We start from the raw sequence: 16,610 nt of genomic DNA on the forward strand, positions 1-16,610 counted from the left end.
CTGATGGACAGCGTCCATGCGACCCGCACGTGCCGTATCCGGGAGCGTTTGAGCCGCTGGCTTAGCGGGCCTTGGGCAGAGGTCCGCCGTGCTGTGCGAGAATGGTGTCCGCAAGGGTGGCACTCATAGCCATTCTTTCCATGCAATGCCGCAAGTATTCAGGGTCACGGATCAATTCGACGGCCTGCGCATAGGCTTGCCCGGCCGTGTCGCCGTAGGCCTCGCGGGCGCGTGTCCATGCCGCAGCCGGAATATCGCCCCAGCTGGATATCATCATCGAAAGGTCAATGATGTCCCGGCTGAGTACGGCCCTGTCTGCCCAGCGGTCGGCATTGGCCAGCAGTTTCTCCAGATACAGGTCGGGGCGGGCAAGAACCGGCACTCTCAGGTCCGGATCGAAAGCACCGTTCAGGGTGACACGCGCTTCCCGGATGATCTCGAACTTTATCTGCGCGCCGCCGCATTCAAATGCTGTGCGGATGCCATATTGATCCGTCTTCACCTCCCGCAGGGGGGTAATCTCAGCCTCCGGCCGGATCAGACCCGCAAGCCCTGCGCCAAAGACGGTTTGCCGGATCAGGCGGTAACCTTCCTGCGAGGCGCAGAGAAAATCGATGTCAACGCTTTCTCTGTATTCGCCGAGTTGCAGCACGATTGCGGTGCCGCCGCCAAAAAAGCACTGCGCACGGTGCATCAACTCGCCGTTCAGCCCATGCAGGGCAGTCAGAATGGCCTGATGGTGCGGGCGCTTGAAGAACCTTGCCATGCCAGCCTCAGGCAGCCAGCATGATGCCGTTGCCATAGCGTGCCGTCAGCAGGGCAATCAGGCTGCGTTCGCCGTCCTCAAGAGCTTCCGTATCGACAAAACGCCAGTTGCGCTCGTAAAGATCAAAAGCCTCCTGTCCGTCCAGCACCGGATTTCCGGGACGGCTCCAGCAGAGCAGCCTGAGCTGCGGATAGTGGCTTGTCTCAATCTTCATGTCTGCCTCGCAGCCTCAAATATAGAGCTCTTTCCCGGAAATATCCAGTGTGGGGGCATTTGTTCAGCCGGACCGGCGGCGTGCTGCGCCCATATGAGCCCTGCCAGAACCGCCGCCTCGATCTCCGCAGGCATGCGGTTGGGGTGCGGGCCCTTCGCGCCGGGCAGCCGGTCGATCAGGCCTTCAGCGCCGCAGGTCTGGAAATTGCGCCGGATCTCATAGAACTGCTGGCGCGAATAGCCCATCACCTTGCAGGCACGGCTGACGTTCAAAAGTTCGCTCGCAAGGTCCAGCAGAGACAGCTTCCGCCGTGCTATCTTGTCCTTCGTGGTCATGTTCGTTGTCCTCGGATTTGTGATGTTTGGCGACACCATCAAACTCGCTCCAACGCGGCATGGCCACACCCTTAAGGGTGAGCCAACTGTCAGGTAATTACCGTCTCAGGACATACAGGCTATCTTGGGACTACAATTACTCTGGAGGGGACGCCTTCGCCTGACACCCTCTTACCTCTCAGCTTGGCTTCCTTGCTCCAAATGACAAATAAAAACCCGCCCGCCGTCTCCGGCAAGCGGGTTTTTCCGTTTTCATGGCTCCCCCAAACTGCCCGCTGGCTCAATCAGCCGGGGCGGTTCGGGTTCACTCACTCCCTCTCAGCTGCACCCGCTCGTTGAGCCGCAGGTGTCGCATTTCAGGCAGGTGCCGTTGCGGACCATGGTGAAGTTGCCGCATTCGGAGCAGCTTTCGCCTTCGTAGCCTTTCATCCGCGCCTGGGCGATGCGCTCGGCGGCGGAGGAGGGGGCTGCTACCGGGGCTGGGGCTGTTTCGAGTTTGATGGCCAGTTCCGTGTTGCCCGAGCGGGCAAAGGCGGTGGCGACGGCGGAGGTCTGGGCCACAGTCTGGGCGATGGGGGCGGTTGCGGTGCCCTTTACGGCCGGAGCGATGCCCCCTGCTGCTGTACCATGCGCTGCGCTTTGACCCGCGAGCGAGCCGGCCGGTTCGCCGCTGGCGGAGACGAGGCGGAAGCGCTCGGTCTGGCCGCGCACGAGGCCGTGGGAGACGACGCCCTGTTCGCCGCGCCCTTCGCTGGCGCCCGCGCTGATGCCGGTGTTGCCGATGGCTTCCGGCGGCACGTGCGCAAGGTCATGACGGCCGAGGTAAGAGACGGCGAGCTCGCGGAAGATGTAGTCGAGGATCGACGTGGCGTTCTTGATCGCCTCGTTGCCCTGCACCATGCCCGCCGGTTCAAAGCGGGTGAAGGTGAAGGCGTCGACATATTCCTCCAGCGGCACGCCATATTGCAGGCCGAGCGAGATGGCGATGGCGAAGTTGTTCATCAGGGAGCGGAAGGCGGCGCCTTCCTTGTGCATGTCGATGAAGATCTCGCCGAGGCGGCCATCCTGATATTCGCCTGTGGTGAGATACACCTTGTGGCCGCCGACGCGGGCCTTCTGGGTGTAGCCCTTGCGCCGGTCCGGCATCTTCTCGCGGGCACGGACGGTGCGCTCGATGATCCGCTCGACGATGCGCTCGGCGATGACTTCGGCCTTGGCAGCGGCAGGCTTGGCGGCAATCGCCTCGGCAGCCTCTTCCGCGTCCTCGTCCTCATCGGCGATGAGCTGCGAGTTCAGCGGCTGGGACAGCTTGGAGCCGTCGCGGTAGAGCGCGTTGGCCTTCAGCGCCAGCCGCCAGGACAGCATGTAGGCTTCCTTGCAGTCGTCAACGGTCGCCTCGTTCGGCATGTTGATCGTCTTGGAAATGGCGCCGGAGATGAAGGGCTGGGCGGCGGCCATCATGCGAATGTGGCTTTCGACCGAAAGGTAGCGCTTGCCGGTCTTGCCGCAGGGGTTGGCGCAGTCGAAGACCGGGTAATGCTCCTTCTTCAGGAAGGGCGCGCCTTCCAGCGTCATGGCGCCGCAGACGTGGATGTTGGCAGCCTCGATCTCGGCCTTGGAGAAGCCGAGGAACGGCAGCAGCTCGAAGGCCGGGTCGTTCATCTGCTCCGCCGTGACGCCAAGGGCGGTCAGCTGTTCATCGCCCAGCGTCCAGCGGTTGAAGACGAACTTGATGTCGAAGGCCGACTTCAGCGAACCCTTGAGCTTGGCAAGGCTGTCCTCGGTGAAGCCTTTGGCCTTGAGGCTGGACGGGTTGACGCCCGGTGCCTGATCCAGCGAGCCATGGCCGACGGCATAGGCCTCGATCTCGGCGATCTCGTTCGGCTTATAGCCCAGCACTTCGAGGGCTTCGGGCACGGCGCGGTTGATGATCTTGAAATAGCCGCCGCCGGCCAGCTTCTTGAACTTCACCAGCGCGAAGTCGGGCTCGATGCCGGTGGTGTCGCAGTCCATCACCAGGCCGATGGTGCCGGTGGGGGCGATGACGGAGACCTGCGCATTGCGGTAGCCGTACTTTTCGCCCAGCTCCAGCGCCCGGTCCCAGGCCAGCTTCGACCGCTCGATCAGCACCTTGTCGGGGCAGGAGGCATGGTCCAGCGGCACCGGATTGGTGGACAGCGCCTCGTAGCCCGCTGCCTCGCCATGGGCGGCGCGGCGGTGGTTGCGGATGACGCGCAGCATGTGGGCGGCGTTGTCGCCATAGCCGGGGAAGGCCCCCAGCTCACCGGCCATTTCGGCGGAGGTGGCATAGGACACGCCGGTCATGATGGCCGACAGGGCACCGCAAAGGGCGCGGCCCGCATCGCTGTCATAGGGGATGCCGGAGGTCATCAGCAGGCCGCCGATGTTGGCATAGCCAAGGCCGAGGGTGCGGAAGCGGTAGGACAGCTCGGCGATTTCCTTCGAGGGGAACTGCGCCATGAGCACGGAGATTTCCAGCACCACGGTCCACAGGCGCACCGCATGCTCATAGGCGTCCACGTCAAAGGAGCGGTCCGCGCGGCGGAACTGCATCAGGTTCAGGGACGCCAGATTGCAGGCCGTGTCGTCCAGGAACATGTATTCCGAGCAGGGGTTGGAGGCGCGGATCTCGCCCGAGGCCGGGCAGGTGTGCCAGTCGTTGATGGTGGTGTGATACTGGATGCCGGGATCGGCGGAGGCCCAGGCGGCATAGCCGATCTGCTCCCACAGCTCGCGCGCCTTCAGCGTCTTCATCACCTTGCCGTCTTTGCGGGCGGTCAGGTCCCAGGTGCTGTCATCTGTCACGGCCTTGAGGAAGCCGTCGGTGACGCGCACGGAGTTGTTGGAGTTCTGGCCGGAAACGGTCAGATAGGCTTCCGAATCCCAGTCGGTGTTGTAGGAGGGGAACTCGATGTTGGTGTAGCCTTGACGGGCGAACTGGATGACGCGGCGGATGTAGTTTTCCGGCACCATCATCTTCTTGGCGGCGCGGATTTCGCGCTTCAGGGCCGGGTTCCTGGCCGGGTCGAAGCAGTCGCCATTGTCCGCCTCGCAATTGACGCAGGCCTTCATGATGGCGGTCAGGTGCTTCTGGCAGATCTTCGAGCCGGTGACGAGGGCGGCCACCTTCTGCTCTTCCTTGACCTTCCAGTTGATGTAGTCCTCGATGTCCGGATGGTCCACATCCACGACCACCATCTTGGCGGCGCGCCGGGTGGTGCCGCCGGACTTGATGGCGCCCGCAGCCCGGTCACCGATCTTCAGGAAGCTCATCAGGCCGGAGGAGCGGCCGCCGCCGGACAGCTTCTCGCCTTCACCGCGCAGGCGCGAGAAGTTGGAGCCGGTGCCCGAGCCGTATTTGAACAGGCGCGCCTCGCGCACCCACAGGTCCATGATGCCGTTCTCGTTAACGAGATCGTCTTCCACGGACTGAATGAAGCATGCGTGCGGCTGCGGATGCTCATAGGCGGTGGCTGACTTCACCAGCTCGCCGGTCTGGAAATCGACATAGAAGTGGCCCTGGCTGGGGCCGTCGATGCCATAGGCCCAGTGCAGGCCGGTGTTGAACCACTGCGGGCTGTTTGGTGCCACCTTCTGGGTCGCCAGCATGAAACGCAGCTCGTCGTAGAAGGCCTGGGCATCGGCCTCGCCGTCGAAATAGCCGCCCTTCCAGCCCCAGTAGGTCCAGGTGCCGGCCAGACGGTCGAAGACCTGGCGTGCGTCGGTCTCGGAGCCGAAGCGCTCGCCCTCGGGCAGGGCTTCGAGGGCGGCCATGTCGGCCTCGCGGCGCCACAGCCAGGAGGGAACGGTGTTCTCTTCCACCGGCTTCAGGCGGGCCGGAACGCCGGCCTTGCGGAAATATTTCTGGGCGAGAATGTCGGAGGCGACCTGCGAGAACTGGGCCGGAACCTGAATGTCCGCGAGACGGAACACGATGGAGCCATCCGGATTGCGGATCTCGCTCGTGGTCGTGGTGAAGTCGATCTCAGCGTAAGGGGACTGTCCATCCTTGGTGTAACGCCGTTCAATCCGCATTCCCATGCCCCCTTCAACGTGCCGGCCCGGCAGGCGATCCGCCTTGCGTCAGGCCGCAAAAATCCGTTGCCCGGGCGCAGCCGCATCCCGGACGTTCAATAGTACCGCTACCCTGTCAATCGAGGCCCGGTTCAGAGCCGGCTCACTCTTTACAGTGAGGAATTCCCTGATCCTGCCACCCTGGTGGCCTGCCACTGGTGTTTCCGCATGCGGACAGCCAGAGGCAGGGTGCCGCGATGTCCAGGCTGCCAGCGCAACGGAAGGCGGCGCGCGGGAGGCCGCTGCCGCGGGTTCATTATGCTGCCGGAAACCGGTTCTACTGGGCGGAAACAGACGCCTGCCTGCCCGCCGGAACACTCATCGTGACGTTCCGGACATTAGTGTGAATCATCGGTTACCGTCAAGTTTGTGGAACTATCGCTTGTGTGTAAAAATTGGCCGGCAATCTAAATCTAGTAGCTCTTGTGGAAATCGGGGAGAGCGGGGGAAAGCCGTGATTTGATGCAGGTCATTGCAATCTTGCATCAAGTTGAAGCGCGCGAGGGCCCACGCGGGGATGATGCCAGCAATGCCTGCCATGTTGCTGATTGATGATGACAATTTGACGAAAAGGCCGCCACCGCATTTCAAGCGGGTTTAAGCGCGGCATGCGAGAAGAAGGGCGGTTCATCTCCGGCAGGGGGCCTGATTTCATGTCCAACCATCATGCGGCCTATGGCCTGACCTTCGAGGAACTCGACGTGGTTGTCGTCGAGGATTCAAGGCAGATGCAGACCATTCTTCGCTCGATACTTCTAAGCTTCAAGGTCGAGCGGGTGCGGGTGTTCGATACGGTGGATGCGGCGCTGGAATCCATGCTCACCGAGCCGCCCAATCTCATTCTTTCCGACTGGCGTATGGAACCGGCGACGGGCTACCAGATGTTGCGGCTGATCCGGCACAAGAACATGGCGCCGCTTTGTTTTGTGCCGCTGCTGTTCGTCACCGCCCATGGCACGCGGGCCTTTGTCGAGAAGGCGTTCCGGGCGGGGGCGCATCATCTGTTGGCCAAGCCCGTTTCGCCCTCGATGATCCACGCCCGGCTGAACTGGCTGCTCAATGATGCAAGGGAAATGATCCCTGACAAGAACGGCTTCTATTCCATTGAGGGTATTGGACTTTTGTTGCAGCAGCAGGCAGGCAAGATGAAGACGCTGGATGGCGCGCGCGCCTATCACCAGCGGGCGACCCGCCGCTATCAGGAAGTGAAGGAGACGGTGGAGCACGTCTTCAACGAGGATGGCTCGAACGCCGCAGCGGCGCTTGATTCGCAGGCCGGACGCATGGCGGCCGTTGCCCGGAGCACCACAAAGCCGGTGCAGAAGCCGAAGACGGACGAGCCGAAACCGCCAGTGCCGGGACCGCGATTCGCTGCGCTGCGCAAGGCTCTGAGATAGCTGCCACGCCAGGCGGCCGGTTTCCTGTTCTGGCGCTGCGGCGAAGCGGCGCAAAATGCCGCAGCCATGTGGACGGGCCGGAGAATTCCGGCTACATGTTGCCGCAACATCGGGCTGCATTGGCAGCCAGTTCTTTTCGGGGGCGGCAGTTGATCCGCCCGATTCGGAGCAGACAGCGGATGAAGACCCTTCTCCTGCAAATCTTCACTTGGTGGAACGGCCAGACCATGGGCACCCGGTTCTTCACCTGGCGCAAGGGCGAGCTTGTCGGTCAGGACGAGTTCGGCAATACCTATTACAAGGAGCGGGGCGGCAAGAAGCGCTGGGTCATCTATAATGGCCTCGCCGAAGCTTCGATGATCCCTCCGGGCTGGCATGGCTGGATGCACCATCGCGTCGATACGCCGCCGACGGAAGAGAACTATCACGCCAAGTCCTGGCAGGCTCCGCATCATGGCAACCGCACGGGCACGCCGGAGGCTTACCGTCCCAAGGGCTCGATCCTGACCCCGGAAAAGCGCCCGGAAGTGACCGGCGACTATCAGGCCTGGACGCCTGGCCAGTAATTGGGCCAGTAATTGGGCCAGTAACTGGGCAAGTAAGCCGCGCAGTGCTGCCTGAGTTTCAAGAGCCCGCTGGTGTGATCCGGCGGGTTTTCTTGTTGTGCGGGGGGGATGCCCTTGCCTCCGCTTGGCCGGGGCGGTGGCCCAGGCGGGATGGAAGGCACAGAGCCCCTTACACCCCCCTCTGCAGAGCGCCCCCCGCACAACAAAAAACCCGCCAGATTGCTCTGACGGGTTTCGATACGCCGTGAACGGCATTTGCTGGACAAATGACGGGGATCACTCCTCGTCTTCGTCCAGATCCTCGGCGAAATCCTCGCCCGTGTCCGCCGGGGGCGGCGGCAGGACGGGGAGGGCGTCAACACCGAGGCGCTTGTCGAGATAGGTGCCGCAACGCAGCATCAGCTCCTCGACGCTGTTTTCGAAGAAGTGGTTCGCGCCGGGGATCGTCTCGTGATCGATGACGATGCCCTTCTGCGTCTTCAGCTTGTCGACGAGGTTCTGCACGTCCTTCTGCGGCACGACCTTGTCGTTATCGCCATGGATGAGCAGGCCGGACGACGGGCAGGGGGCGAGGAAGGAAAAGTCGAACAGGTTCGCCGGAGGGGCAACCGAGATGAAGCCTTCCACTTCCGGACGGCGCATCAGAAGCTGCATGCCGATCCAGGCGCCGAAGGAGAAGCCGGCGATCCAGCAGCCGCGTGCGTCGGGATGAACCGTCTGCACCCAGTCGAGGGCCGCGGCAGCATCCGACAGCTCGCCCTGGCCGTGGTCGAAGGACCCCTGCGACCGGCCGACGCCACGGAAGTTGAAGCGCAGCACGGCAAAACCACGCTGGGCGAACATGTAATACAGCTGGTAGACGACCTGATTGTTCATCGTCCCGCCGAACTGCGGATGCGGATGCAGCACCAGTGCGATGGGCGCGTTCCGCTTTTTGGCGGGATGGAAACGGCCTTCCAGACGTCCGGCAGGGCCGTTGAAAATCACCTCGGGCATGAAGCGCGATGTCCTTTTCTCGCTTTCCGGGCCTTCTGGTCCGGAAAAAATGAGGATTTTGTACGTGGAATCCCTGAGCAGGAAACTTGACTCTGAGGTTCCGAGTTTCTAAAAGCTTCTTTAGAATGCTTCAAATTCGAATGCAGCCGCGTGAAGCGTGCCGGTTCGAATTCGGGCGCTTGGCGCACTTATCATCATGTGGGCGGGGAATTTCAAGTTTTCCGTTGACTTGACTTGAAAAAGAGGCGCTACCGGCCTTGTCCGAACGCTAGCGGCGAAGAGGGCAAACCAGGCTGAATGGAGTTGGAACCGGGCCATGAACGGCGGAACCGAGCGTCTTTATCTGGATCACAACGCGAGCGCGCCGTTGCGCCCGCAGGCGCTCGCACGCATGGTCGAGGTGCTGGGCGTCACGGGCAATCCGTCCTCGGTGCATGGGGAAGGGCGCAAGCTGCGCGGCATCGTGGAAGATGCCCGCGAAACGCTTGCTGCCATGTGCGGCGTCAAGGCCCGTTCGGTCATCTTCACCAGTGGCGCAACGGAAGCCAATGTTCTGGCCCTCAGCCCGCGCTGGCAGGGCAATGACGGTCCGGTCTATCTGGACCGGCTGCTGATGTCCGCCGTTGAGCATCCGAGCGTGCGCGCTGGCGGCCGCTTTGCAGCGCGCGAGATTTCCCATATCGCCACCGGTGAAAACGGCGTGCTGCGGCTTGATCATCTGGACGAGTTGCTCGCCGCTGGTGGTCCGGCGCTTGTGTCGGTGATGGCGGCGAACAATGAAACGGGCGTCATCCAGCCTCTGGCCGAAATCGGTGCCCGGGTGAAAGCCGCTGGCGGAATCTTCCATGTGGATGGCGTGCAGTTCGGCGGCCGCCTGCCGGTGGATATTGCTGGATGGCAGGCGGATGCTGTGAGCCTTTCTGCCCACAAGATGGGCGGCCCGCAGGGCATTGGCGCGCTTGTGCTGCGCACGTCCGCATTGGCACCTGCACCGCTTCTGGCTGGTGGCGGGCAGGAGCAGCACCGGCGTGCGGGCACGGAAAATGCCGCCGCCATTGCCGCTTTCGGTGCCATTGCGCGCGATGGCTCCACAATGCTTGAGGAATTTGCAAGCCTCGCAAGGCTTCGGGGGCTTCTCGAAGAGGGTTTGCGCCTTATATCTGCATCAACGGTGGTGTTTGGCGCGGATGCGCCCCGCCTTGCGAACACGACGTGTTTTGCCGTTCCGGGCGTTCCGTCCGAAATGGCGCTTATGGCTCTGGACCTCAACGGCATCGCCCTTTCCTCCGGCTCGGCTTGCTCCTCGGGCAAGGTCGGCGCGTCGCATGTGCTCACCGCCATGGGCGTTGCGGAGGATCTGGGACGCTGTGCGCTGCGGGTCAGCCTTGGCTGGACGACGCAGGAAGCGGATATCACCCGCTTCCTGGAGGTCTGGGGCAGGGTGGCAGCCACGCTCAATCCTTCGGCAACCGGCAAGGCAGCCTGAAGATACGGCTTTGAAATTGCCCCGGACGGGGCCTGAAACCGCCCTCCAGCTTTTTCGTGCCGGCGGGCTTAACCTGAGATGACCCTGCCGCCGTAGAACGGGGGCAGGGAAGATGGACCGCCCCGGATCTGAGGGCGGCGGAATGGAGACAAAGACATGCCCGCTGTGCAGGAAACGATCGACCGGGTCAAAGCGATTGACGTCGACCAGTACAAATACGGCTTCGTCACCGACATCGAGTCGGAAACGGCGGCAAAGGGCCTTTCCGAGGAAACCGTGCGCTTCCTTTCGGCCAAGAAGAACGAGCCGGAGTGGATGACCGAGTGGCGCCTTGATGCGCTGCGCCGCTTCCAGACCATGGAAGAGCCCACCTGGGCCCGCGTCAGCTATCCGCCGATCGACCTGCAGGAGCTGTACTACTGGTCCGCGCCCAAGTCCGTCGAAAGGCCGAAGAGCCTCGACGAGGTGGACCCGGAACTGCTGCGGACCTACGAGAAGCTGGGCATTCCGCTGCGCGAACAGGAGATCCTCGCCGGTGTTGAGCCGCAGAACCGCGTCGCCGTGGACGCCGTCTTCGACAGCGTGTCCGTGGTCACCACTTTCAAGGACGAGCTGAAGAAGGCCGGCGTCATCTTCTGTTCCATCTCCGAAGCCCTGCGCGAGTACCCGGACCTCGTCCGCAAGTATCTCGGCTCCGTGGTGCCGGTGACGGACAACTACTATGCGACGCTGAACTCGGCGGTCTTCTCCGACGGCTCCTTCGTCTATGTGCCGGAGGGCGTCCGCTGCCCGATGGAACTGTCCACCTACTTCCGTATCAACGAGAAGAACACCGGCCAGTTCGAGCGCACGCTGATCATCGCCGACAAGGGCGCCTATGTGTCCTATCTGGAAGGCTGCACCGCGCCGCAGCGCGACGAGAACCAGCTGCATGCAGCTGTCGTCGAGCTGATCGCGCTGGATGACGCCGAGATCAAGTATTCCACCGTCCAGAACTGGTTCCCCGGCGACAAGGACGGCAAGGGCGGCATCTACAACTTCGTCACCAAGCGTGGCGACTGCCGTGGAAAGAACTCCAAGATCTCCTGGACGCAGGTGGAAACCGGCTCTGCCATCACCTGGAAGTACCCGTCCTGCATCCTGCGCGGTGACAATTCGCGTGGCGAGTTCTACTCGATCGCCGTGTCCAATGGTTATCAGCAGGTCGACAGCGGCACCAAGATGATCCATCTCGGCAAGAACACGTCGAGCCGCATCATCTCCAAGGGCATTTCTGCCGGAAAGTCGCAGAACACCTACCGCGGCCTCGTCTCCGCGCACCGCAAGGCCTCGAACGCCCGCAACTTCACCCAGTGCGACAGCCTGCTGATCGGCCAGGACTGCGGCGCGCATACAGTGCCCTACATCGAGAGCAAGAACGCATCGGCCGTCTTCGAGCACGAAGCCACCACCTCGAAGATCTCCGACGATCAGATGTTCTACTGCCTTGCCCGCGGCCTTTCGGAAGAAGAGGCGGTGGCGCTGATCGTCAACGGCTTCGTCAAGGACGTGATCCAGCAGCTGCCGATGGAATTTGCCGTCGAAGCCCAGAAGCTGATCTCGATCAGTTTGGAAGGCAGCGTGGGGTAAGAACGTCTCGCCCCGTCATCTTCGGTACAAGCCCGGGGATGATGGAAGCAAGGCCTTGGCCAAACGCAATTGAACGCCGGGGGCGGGCGAATGCCCGGCATCCGGCTCCGGACACTGATGACACACACCGGACCTTGAATCCGGATTGAAATGAGGACCATCTCAATGCTTGAGATCAAGAACCTGCACGCCCGCATCGCCGAAGACGGCACAGAGATCCTGCGCGGCATCGACCTGACCGTGAAGGCAGGCGAAATTCACGCCATCATGGGCCCGAACGGCTCCGGCAAATCGACCCTGTCCTACATTCTGGCGGGCAAGGAAGACTATGAGGTCACCGAGGGCGAGATCCTGTTCAACGGCGAGAACCTCCTGGAAATGGAAGCCGACGAGCGTGCAGCTGCCGGTGTGTTCCTTGCCTTCCAGTATCCGATCGAGATCCCCGGCGTTGCCACGATGGAGTTCCTGAAGACCGCCCTCAACGCACAGCGCAAGGCGCGCGGCGAGGCCGAGCTGCCGGTTCCGGACTTCCTGAAGCTGGTCAAGGCCAAGGCGGCCGACCTCAACGTCACCATGGACATGCTGAAGCGTCCGCTCAACGTCGGCTTCTCCGGCGGCGAGAAGAAGCGTTCGGAGATCCTGCAGATGGCGCTCTTGGAGCCCAAGCTCTGCGTGCTGGACGAGACGGACTCCGGCCTCGACATCGACGCCCTGCGCATCGTCTCGGAAGGCGTCAACAAGCTGCGCTCGCCGGAGCGTTCGATGATCGTCATCACCCACTACCAGCGCCTGCTCGATCATATCGTGCCGGATGTCGTCCACGTTCTGTCCAAGGGCAAGATCGTCAAGACCGGCGGCAAGGAACTGGCGCTTGAGCTGGAGAAGAACGGCTACGCCGATTACGCCGGCGCGGCGGCCTGAGCCACGGGGAGTGACCATGACTGCGAACCTGCGTGTCGTCTCGACACAGGCCGAAACCGATCTTGAGGCGCATTTTGCGGCGCTCAAGGACGGTGGCGCCGATCTGATCAGCCTGCGGGAAGCCGCCTTCGCCCGGTTCCGGGCGACCGGCCTGCCGCACCGGCGGATCGAGGAGTGGAAGTACACGGACCTGCGCGCCTTCCTGAAGAGCTACGCTGCCCCGGCAGCCGCAGCTTCTCTCGATGCGGTCAAGGCTGCCCTTGCGGGCGCTGAAACCTATGCGGAGCTGGAGCGCCTGCGCATCGTGCTCGCCAACGGGCGCCTTGTGGCCGAAATATCCGATCTGGCGAAGCTGGAAGCCGCTGGCGTTGAAGTTTTCGACTTCAACAAGTATGTGAAAAATTCATCCCAAGACCTTCTTTCTAATCCGGAAATTGCCGGAGTTAATCCGGTACTTGAACTCAACACGGCGCTGCTGCAGGGCGGTGTGGTGCTGAAGGTCAAGGCGGGCACGGCCGTGGATCTGCCGGTCGAGATCGTGCATCTGGCGCTTGGCGGCGCGGTCTATTCCCGCGTGCGGACCGAACTGGCCAAGGGCGCGAGCCTGACCCTGCTGGAGAGCTTCGTCACCGCCGGTGAGGATGCCGTTGTCAACGCCGTCTCCGATCAGGTGCTGGACGATGAAGCTGCACTGACCGCAACCCGCCTGATCGTGGGCTCGGGCCGTGCGCCGCATATCTCCACCGCCGTGTCGCATCTTGGCGCAAAGGCAGAGCTGAAGACGCTCGGCTTCATCGCCGGGCCCGATTTTGCCCGCAACCAGTCCTACGTCACCTTTGCCGGTGAGCATTCCACGGCCAAGCTCTATGGCGTGACCATGGTGCGCGGCCAGCAGCTGGGCGACCAGACGCTTGTGGTGGACCATGGGGTGCCGAACTGCGAGAGCCGGGAATTCTTCAAGACGGTGATCGGCGCCGGTGCGAAGGGCGTCTATCAGGGCAAGATCATCGTGCGGCCGCATGCCCAGAAGACGGACGGCCGGATGATGACGCAGGCGCTGCTCCTGTCCGAAGATGCCGAGATGGCCAACAAGCCGGAACTGGAAATCTTCGCCGACGACGTGCAGTGCGCCCACGGCGCAACGAGTGGCCAGATCGATGAAGACCTGCTGTTCTACCTGCGCGCCCGCGGCATTCCGGAAGCGGAAGCCCGCACCCTGCTGGTCCTCGCATTCCTGTCGGAAGCCATCGAGGAATTCGGCAGCGAGAGCGTGACCGAGCTGCTGGAGACCCGCGTGCGGGAGTGGCTGGCTATCGCCGGCTGATCCCTCGCTGCTGTTGATTGGAGAGAATGATGACCGCCAGCCAGACTGCTGCTGCCCCTGCCAACGGCTATGACGTTGCCGCCGTGCGCCGTGATTTCCCGATCCTGTCGCGGCAAGTCTACGGCAAGCCGCTCGTCTATCTGGACAATGGCGCCTCAGCGCAAAAGCCGCAGGCGGTCATCGATGCCATGGTGAAGGCCTATTCGCAGGAATATGCCAATGTGCACCGGGGCCTGCATTTTCTTTCCAACACGGCGACGGAGAATTACGAAGCCGCGCGCGAGACCGTGCGCCGCTTCCTCAATGCCGGATCCGTGGACGAGATCGTCTTCACCCGCTCCACGACCGAGGCCATCAATCTCGTGTCCTACGGCCTTGGCCCTGATACGTTCGGCCCGGGCGATGAGATCGTGCTGTCAATCATGGAGCACCACTCCAACATCGTGCCCTGGCACTTCCACCGCGAGCGCAACGGCGCGGTGCTGAAATGGGTCTATGTGCGCGAGGATGGCTCCTTCGATCTGGAGGCCTTCGAGGCGGCTTTGAGCGAGCGCACCAAGCTCGTCGCCATCACCCAGATGTCCAATGTGCTGGGCACCGTGGTGCCGGTGAAGGACGTCTGCCGCATCGCCCATGCGCGCGGCATCAAGGTGCTGGTGGATGGCAGCCAGGCGGCGGTGCATCTGCCGGTCGACGTGCGTGACATTGACTGCGACTACTATGTGATGACCGGCCACAAGGTCTATGGCCCGACCGGTATTGGCGTGCTTTACGGCAAGCCGGAGGCGCTGGACCGTCTGCGTCCCTTCTGCGGCGGCGGCGAGATGATCGCCGATGTGACCGAGGATATCGTCACCTATGCCAAGCCGCCGCACCGGTTTGAGGCGGGTACGCCGCCCATCGTGCAGGCGATTGGCCTTGCGGCGGCGCTCGACTACATGGACGGCCTCGGCCGCGAGAACATCGCCCGGCATGAGGCCTCGCTGCTAGCCTATGCTACTGAGAAGCTTGCCGGTTTCAACTCCTTGCGCATCTTCGGCTCGGCGCCGGGCAAGGGCGCGATCATCTCCTTCGAGATGAAGGGTGCCCATGCGCATGACGTGGCGACCGTGCTGGACCGTGCAGGCGTCGCGGTACGGGCCGGCACCCATTGCGCCCAGCCGCTGCTGGCGCGCTATGGCGTCACCTCCACTTGCCGTGCCAGCTTCGGCCTTTATAACACCTTCGAGGAAGTGGACGCCCTGGCGGCCGCCCTGCAGAAGGCGCAGGACTTCTTTGCCTGAGGATCGACCCATGAACGACAGTCCCGCTCACGTTTCCGCTGAGCCGGAAACCGCCGCAGACGCCAGCTCTTCCGCCATTCCGGCCGAGGAACTGGCGCGGATGACCGATGACATCATCGCGGCGCTGAAGACCGTCTATGATCCGGAAATCCCCTGCGACATCTACGAGCTTGGCCTCATCTACAAGGTCGATATCGAGGATGACCGCTCGGTGAAGGTGGACATGACGCTGACCGCGCCGGGCTGCCCGGTGGCCGGGGAAATGCCGGGTTGGGTGGAAAATGCCCTCAGCGCGGTGCCTGGGATCGGCGCCGTGGACGTCAGCATGGTGTTCGACCCGCCGTGGACGCCGGACCGCATGTCCGAGGAAGCCCGCGTCGCGCTCAACTGGTATTGAGCGCGGGCTGGGGAGGCAAGCCGGTTGGAAAGCTGAGCGGAATCCCAATATAATATCCATTGGTTTATTTGAAGGGGGCATCTCCCCCGCAAAGGAACAAGCACATGGCACTGGCCCGCAAGATGCAGATCATGAAGGTGAGCCCGGCCGCCGCAGAGCGCGTGCGCGAACTGGTGGATGGCGCCGATGAGCCAAAGGCCGGCCTGCGCATCAGCATCAAGAAGGGCGGCTGCGCGGGCATGGAATATGCCATGGCGCTCGTTGACGGCGTTCAGCCGGGCGATGATGTGATCGAGGCGTATGGCGCAAAGGTCTTCATCGATCCGGCGGCGGTGCTCTATCTGATCGGCAGCGAGATGGATTTTGAGACGACGAAATTCCGCTCCGGCTTCGTCTTCCGCAATCCCAATGAAGTGTCCTCCTGCGGCTGCGGTGAATCCGTATCGCTCAAGGCGGCGGATCCAGCTGCACTTTCCGCCTGACACGTCTTTCGCCTGATACCTCCGCCCGAATCTTCAGAAGGCAGATCCATGAGTTTCTTTGCCCGCCTGCGTGAGGCCGCCGGTCCGGACTGGACGGCCTATGTCGAGCATTCCTTTGTCCGCCAGATGCAGGACGGCACGCTGCCGCAAGCCGCTTTCCGGCACTATCTGGTGCAGGATTATCTGTTCCTCATCCAGTTTGCCCGGGCCTATGCGCTGGCCATCTACAAGAGCCCGACGCTCGGCGACATGCGCCACGCGCTTGCCGGGGTGAAGGCCATTCTCGACATGGAGATGGATCTTCATGTCGAGCTGTGCGCCGGCTGGGGGCTTTCGCGCGGGGATCTGGAAAAGGCGCGGGAAGAGCGCCAGACCATGGCCTACACCCGCTTTGTGCTGGACGCAGGCGGGCAGGGGGACCTGCTGGATCTTCTCGTCGCGCTGGCCCCTTGTGTTCTGGGCTATGCCGAGATCGGCGCCAGGCTCGCAAAGACGCCGTCCGGATCGGACCCGCAGAACCCTTATGCCCGCTGGATAAGCGAATACGCCAGTGAAGCCTATCAGGACGTCGCAGGCGGCTTTGCCGCCTGGATGGACCGTCTGGCGGCAGACTATGAGGCGCCGGCACGCAAGGCCCGGCTGGAGCATCTGTTCCGGCAGGCCAGCGTTCTAGAGGCTGATTTCTGGCAGATGGGGCTGGACGGGGCCTGAACAGTGCC

Annotated in this window: 14 protein-coding genes and 1 pseudogene; 10 read left to right on the forward strand and 5 right to left on the reverse strand. The window is 62.7% G+C overall.

Translation table 11 applies throughout. The features are described from left to right. Window positions 1-61: 61 nt before the first annotated feature. From ASC48_RS08840 to ASC48_RS08855, 4 genes and pseudogenes are all read right to left on the reverse strand, one after another. Window positions 62-766 carry a nucleotidyl transferase AbiEii/AbiGii toxin family protein gene (locus ASC48_RS08840; protein ID WP_055455394.1) on the reverse strand — a complete coding sequence of 235 codons (705 nt, stop codon included), beginning with the start codon at window positions 764-766 and terminating at the stop codon, window positions 62-64. Window positions 767-773: 7 nt separating this feature from the next. Continuing rightward, window positions 774-980 (reverse strand): hypothetical protein, encoded by a 207-nt coding sequence (locus tag ASC48_RS08845; protein WP_055455395.1) that lies wholly within the window; start codon window positions 978-980, stop codon window positions 774-776. 104 nt (window positions 981-1,084) lie between these two features. Further along, window positions 1,085-1,315 (reverse strand): annotated as a pseudogene (locus ASC48_RS08850) (helix-turn-helix domain-containing protein); the annotation flags it as partial. A gap of 318 nt (window positions 1,316-1,633) precedes the next feature. Then, a complete protein-coding gene (locus ASC48_RS08855; RefSeq protein WP_055455514.1) occupies window positions 1,634-5,371 on the reverse strand; it encodes a vitamin B12-dependent ribonucleotide reductase in 3,738 nt (1,245 codons plus the stop codon). A 692-nt stretch (window positions 5,372-6,063) separates the two neighbouring features. Here ASC48_RS08855 and ASC48_RS08860 point away from each other — a divergent pair. Beyond that, window positions 6,064-6,807, forward strand: coding sequence for a response regulator (locus ASC48_RS08860; protein WP_208975626.1), 744 nt, complete (start codon window positions 6,064-6,066; stop codon window positions 6,805-6,807). Between the two features lie 179 nt (window positions 6,808-6,986). Then, entirely contained in the window at window positions 6,987-7,373 is a 387-nt protein-coding gene (locus ASC48_RS08865; RefSeq protein ID WP_050475204.1) for an NADH:ubiquinone oxidoreductase subunit NDUFA12, read from the forward strand. Window positions 7,374-7,649: 276 nt separating this feature from the next. Here the strand turns inward: ASC48_RS08865 and ASC48_RS08870 are convergent, their stop codons facing one another. After that, window positions 7,650-8,369, reverse strand: a complete 720-nt coding sequence (locus tag ASC48_RS08870) for an alpha/beta hydrolase (protein ID WP_055455398.1) — start codon at window positions 8,367-8,369, stop codon at window positions 7,650-7,652. Window positions 8,370-8,685: 316 nt separating this feature from the next. On the opposite strand from ASC48_RS08870, the gene ASC48_RS08875 reads away from it, so the two are divergent. From ASC48_RS08875 to tenA, 8 genes are all read left to right on the forward strand, one after another. Next, on the forward strand, window positions 8,686-9,855 hold the full coding sequence (locus ASC48_RS08875; protein WP_055455399.1) for a cysteine desulfurase family protein: 1,170 nt from the start codon (window positions 8,686-8,688) through the stop codon (window positions 9,853-9,855). A gap of 156 nt (window positions 9,856-10,011) precedes the next feature. Continuing rightward, on the forward strand, window positions 10,012-11,484 hold the full coding sequence (gene sufB, locus ASC48_RS08880) for a Fe-S cluster assembly protein SufB (RefSeq protein WP_055455400.1): 1,473 nt from the start codon (window positions 10,012-10,014) through the stop codon (window positions 11,482-11,484). Between the two features lie 165 nt (window positions 11,485-11,649). After that, the gene (sufC, locus tag ASC48_RS08885) at window positions 11,650-12,405 is read left to right on the forward strand and encodes a Fe-S cluster assembly ATPase SufC (RefSeq protein ID WP_055455401.1); all 756 of its coding nucleotides are present in this window, start codon (window positions 11,650-11,652) and stop codon (window positions 12,403-12,405) included. Between the two features lie 16 nt (window positions 12,406-12,421). Next, window positions 12,422-13,729, forward strand: a complete 1,308-nt coding sequence (gene sufD / locus ASC48_RS08890) for a Fe-S cluster assembly protein SufD (RefSeq protein ID WP_055455402.1) — start codon at window positions 12,422-12,424, stop codon at window positions 13,727-13,729. A gap of 26 nt (window positions 13,730-13,755) precedes the next feature. Then, the gene (locus ASC48_RS08895; RefSeq protein ID WP_082440051.1) at window positions 13,756-15,012 is read left to right on the forward strand and encodes a cysteine desulfurase; all 1,257 of its coding nucleotides are present in this window, start codon (window positions 13,756-13,758) and stop codon (window positions 15,010-15,012) included. Between the two features lie 10 nt (window positions 15,013-15,022). Then, window positions 15,023-15,409, forward strand: a complete 387-nt coding sequence (locus ASC48_RS08900) for an SUF system Fe-S cluster assembly protein (RefSeq protein WP_055455403.1) — start codon at window positions 15,023-15,025, stop codon at window positions 15,407-15,409. A 104-nt stretch (window positions 15,410-15,513) separates the two neighbouring features. Then, a complete protein-coding gene (locus tag ASC48_RS08905; protein ID WP_208975627.1) occupies window positions 15,514-15,891 on the forward strand; it encodes a HesB/IscA family protein in 378 nt (125 codons plus the stop codon). A gap of 48 nt (window positions 15,892-15,939) precedes the next feature. Further along, window positions 15,940-16,602 (forward strand): thiaminase II, encoded by a 663-nt coding sequence (tenA, locus tag ASC48_RS08910; protein ID WP_055455404.1) that lies wholly within the window; start codon window positions 15,940-15,942, stop codon window positions 16,600-16,602. The last annotated feature ends 8 nt before the right edge of the window (window positions 16,603-16,610 follow it).

Origin of the sequence: Pannonibacter indicus, from assembly GCF_001418225.1 — a bacterium.
GTDB classification, from domain to species: Bacteria; Pseudomonadota; Alphaproteobacteria; order Rhizobiales; family Stappiaceae; genus Pannonibacter; species Pannonibacter indicus.

What these genes read in the sequence shown, in the direction of transcription:
- ASC48_RS08840 (WP_055455394.1), bottom strand. Translation starts at nt 766, where the DNA reads ATGGCAAGGTTCTTCAAGCGCCCGCACCATCAGGCCATTCTGACTGCC.
- ASC48_RS08860 (WP_208975626.1), top strand. Translation starts at nt 6,064, where the DNA reads ATGTCCAACCATCATGCGGCCTATGGCCTGACCTTCGAGGAACTCGAC.
- tenA (WP_055455404.1), top strand. Translation starts at nt 15,940, where the DNA reads ATGAGTTTCTTTGCCCGCCTGCGTGAGGCCGCCGGTCCGGACTGGACG.
- ASC48_RS08895 (WP_082440051.1), top strand. Translation starts at nt 13,756, where the DNA reads ATGATGACCGCCAGCCAGACTGCTGCTGCCCCTGCCAACGGCTATGAC.
- ASC48_RS08845 (WP_055455395.1), bottom strand. Translation starts at nt 980, where the DNA reads ATGAAGATTGAGACAAGCCACTATCCGCAGCTCAGGCTGCTCTGCTGG.
- ASC48_RS08900 (WP_055455403.1), top strand. Translation starts at nt 15,023, where the DNA reads ATGAACGACAGTCCCGCTCACGTTTCCGCTGAGCCGGAAACCGCCGCA.
- ASC48_RS08865 (WP_050475204.1), top strand. Translation starts at nt 6,987, where the DNA reads ATGAAGACCCTTCTCCTGCAAATCTTCACTTGGTGGAACGGCCAGACC.
- sufC (WP_055455401.1), top strand. Translation starts at nt 11,650, where the DNA reads ATGCTTGAGATCAAGAACCTGCACGCCCGCATCGCCGAAGACGGCACA.
- ASC48_RS08875 (WP_055455399.1), top strand. Translation starts at nt 8,686, where the DNA reads ATGAACGGCGGAACCGAGCGTCTTTATCTGGATCACAACGCGAGCGCG.
- sufB (WP_055455400.1), top strand. Translation starts at nt 10,012, where the DNA reads ATGCCCGCTGTGCAGGAAACGATCGACCGGGTCAAAGCGATTGACGTC.
- sufD (WP_055455402.1), top strand. Translation starts at nt 12,422, where the DNA reads ATGACTGCGAACCTGCGTGTCGTCTCGACACAGGCCGAAACCGATCTT.
- ASC48_RS08855 (WP_055455514.1), bottom strand. Translation starts at nt 5,371, where the DNA reads ATGCGGATTGAACGGCGTTACACCAAGGATGGACAGTCCCCTTACGCT.
- ASC48_RS08905 (WP_208975627.1), top strand. Translation starts at nt 15,514, where the DNA reads ATGGCACTGGCCCGCAAGATGCAGATCATGAAGGTGAGCCCGGCCGCC.
- ASC48_RS08870 (WP_055455398.1), bottom strand. Translation starts at nt 8,369, where the DNA reads ATGCCCGAGGTGATTTTCAACGGCCCTGCCGGACGTCTGGAAGGCCGT.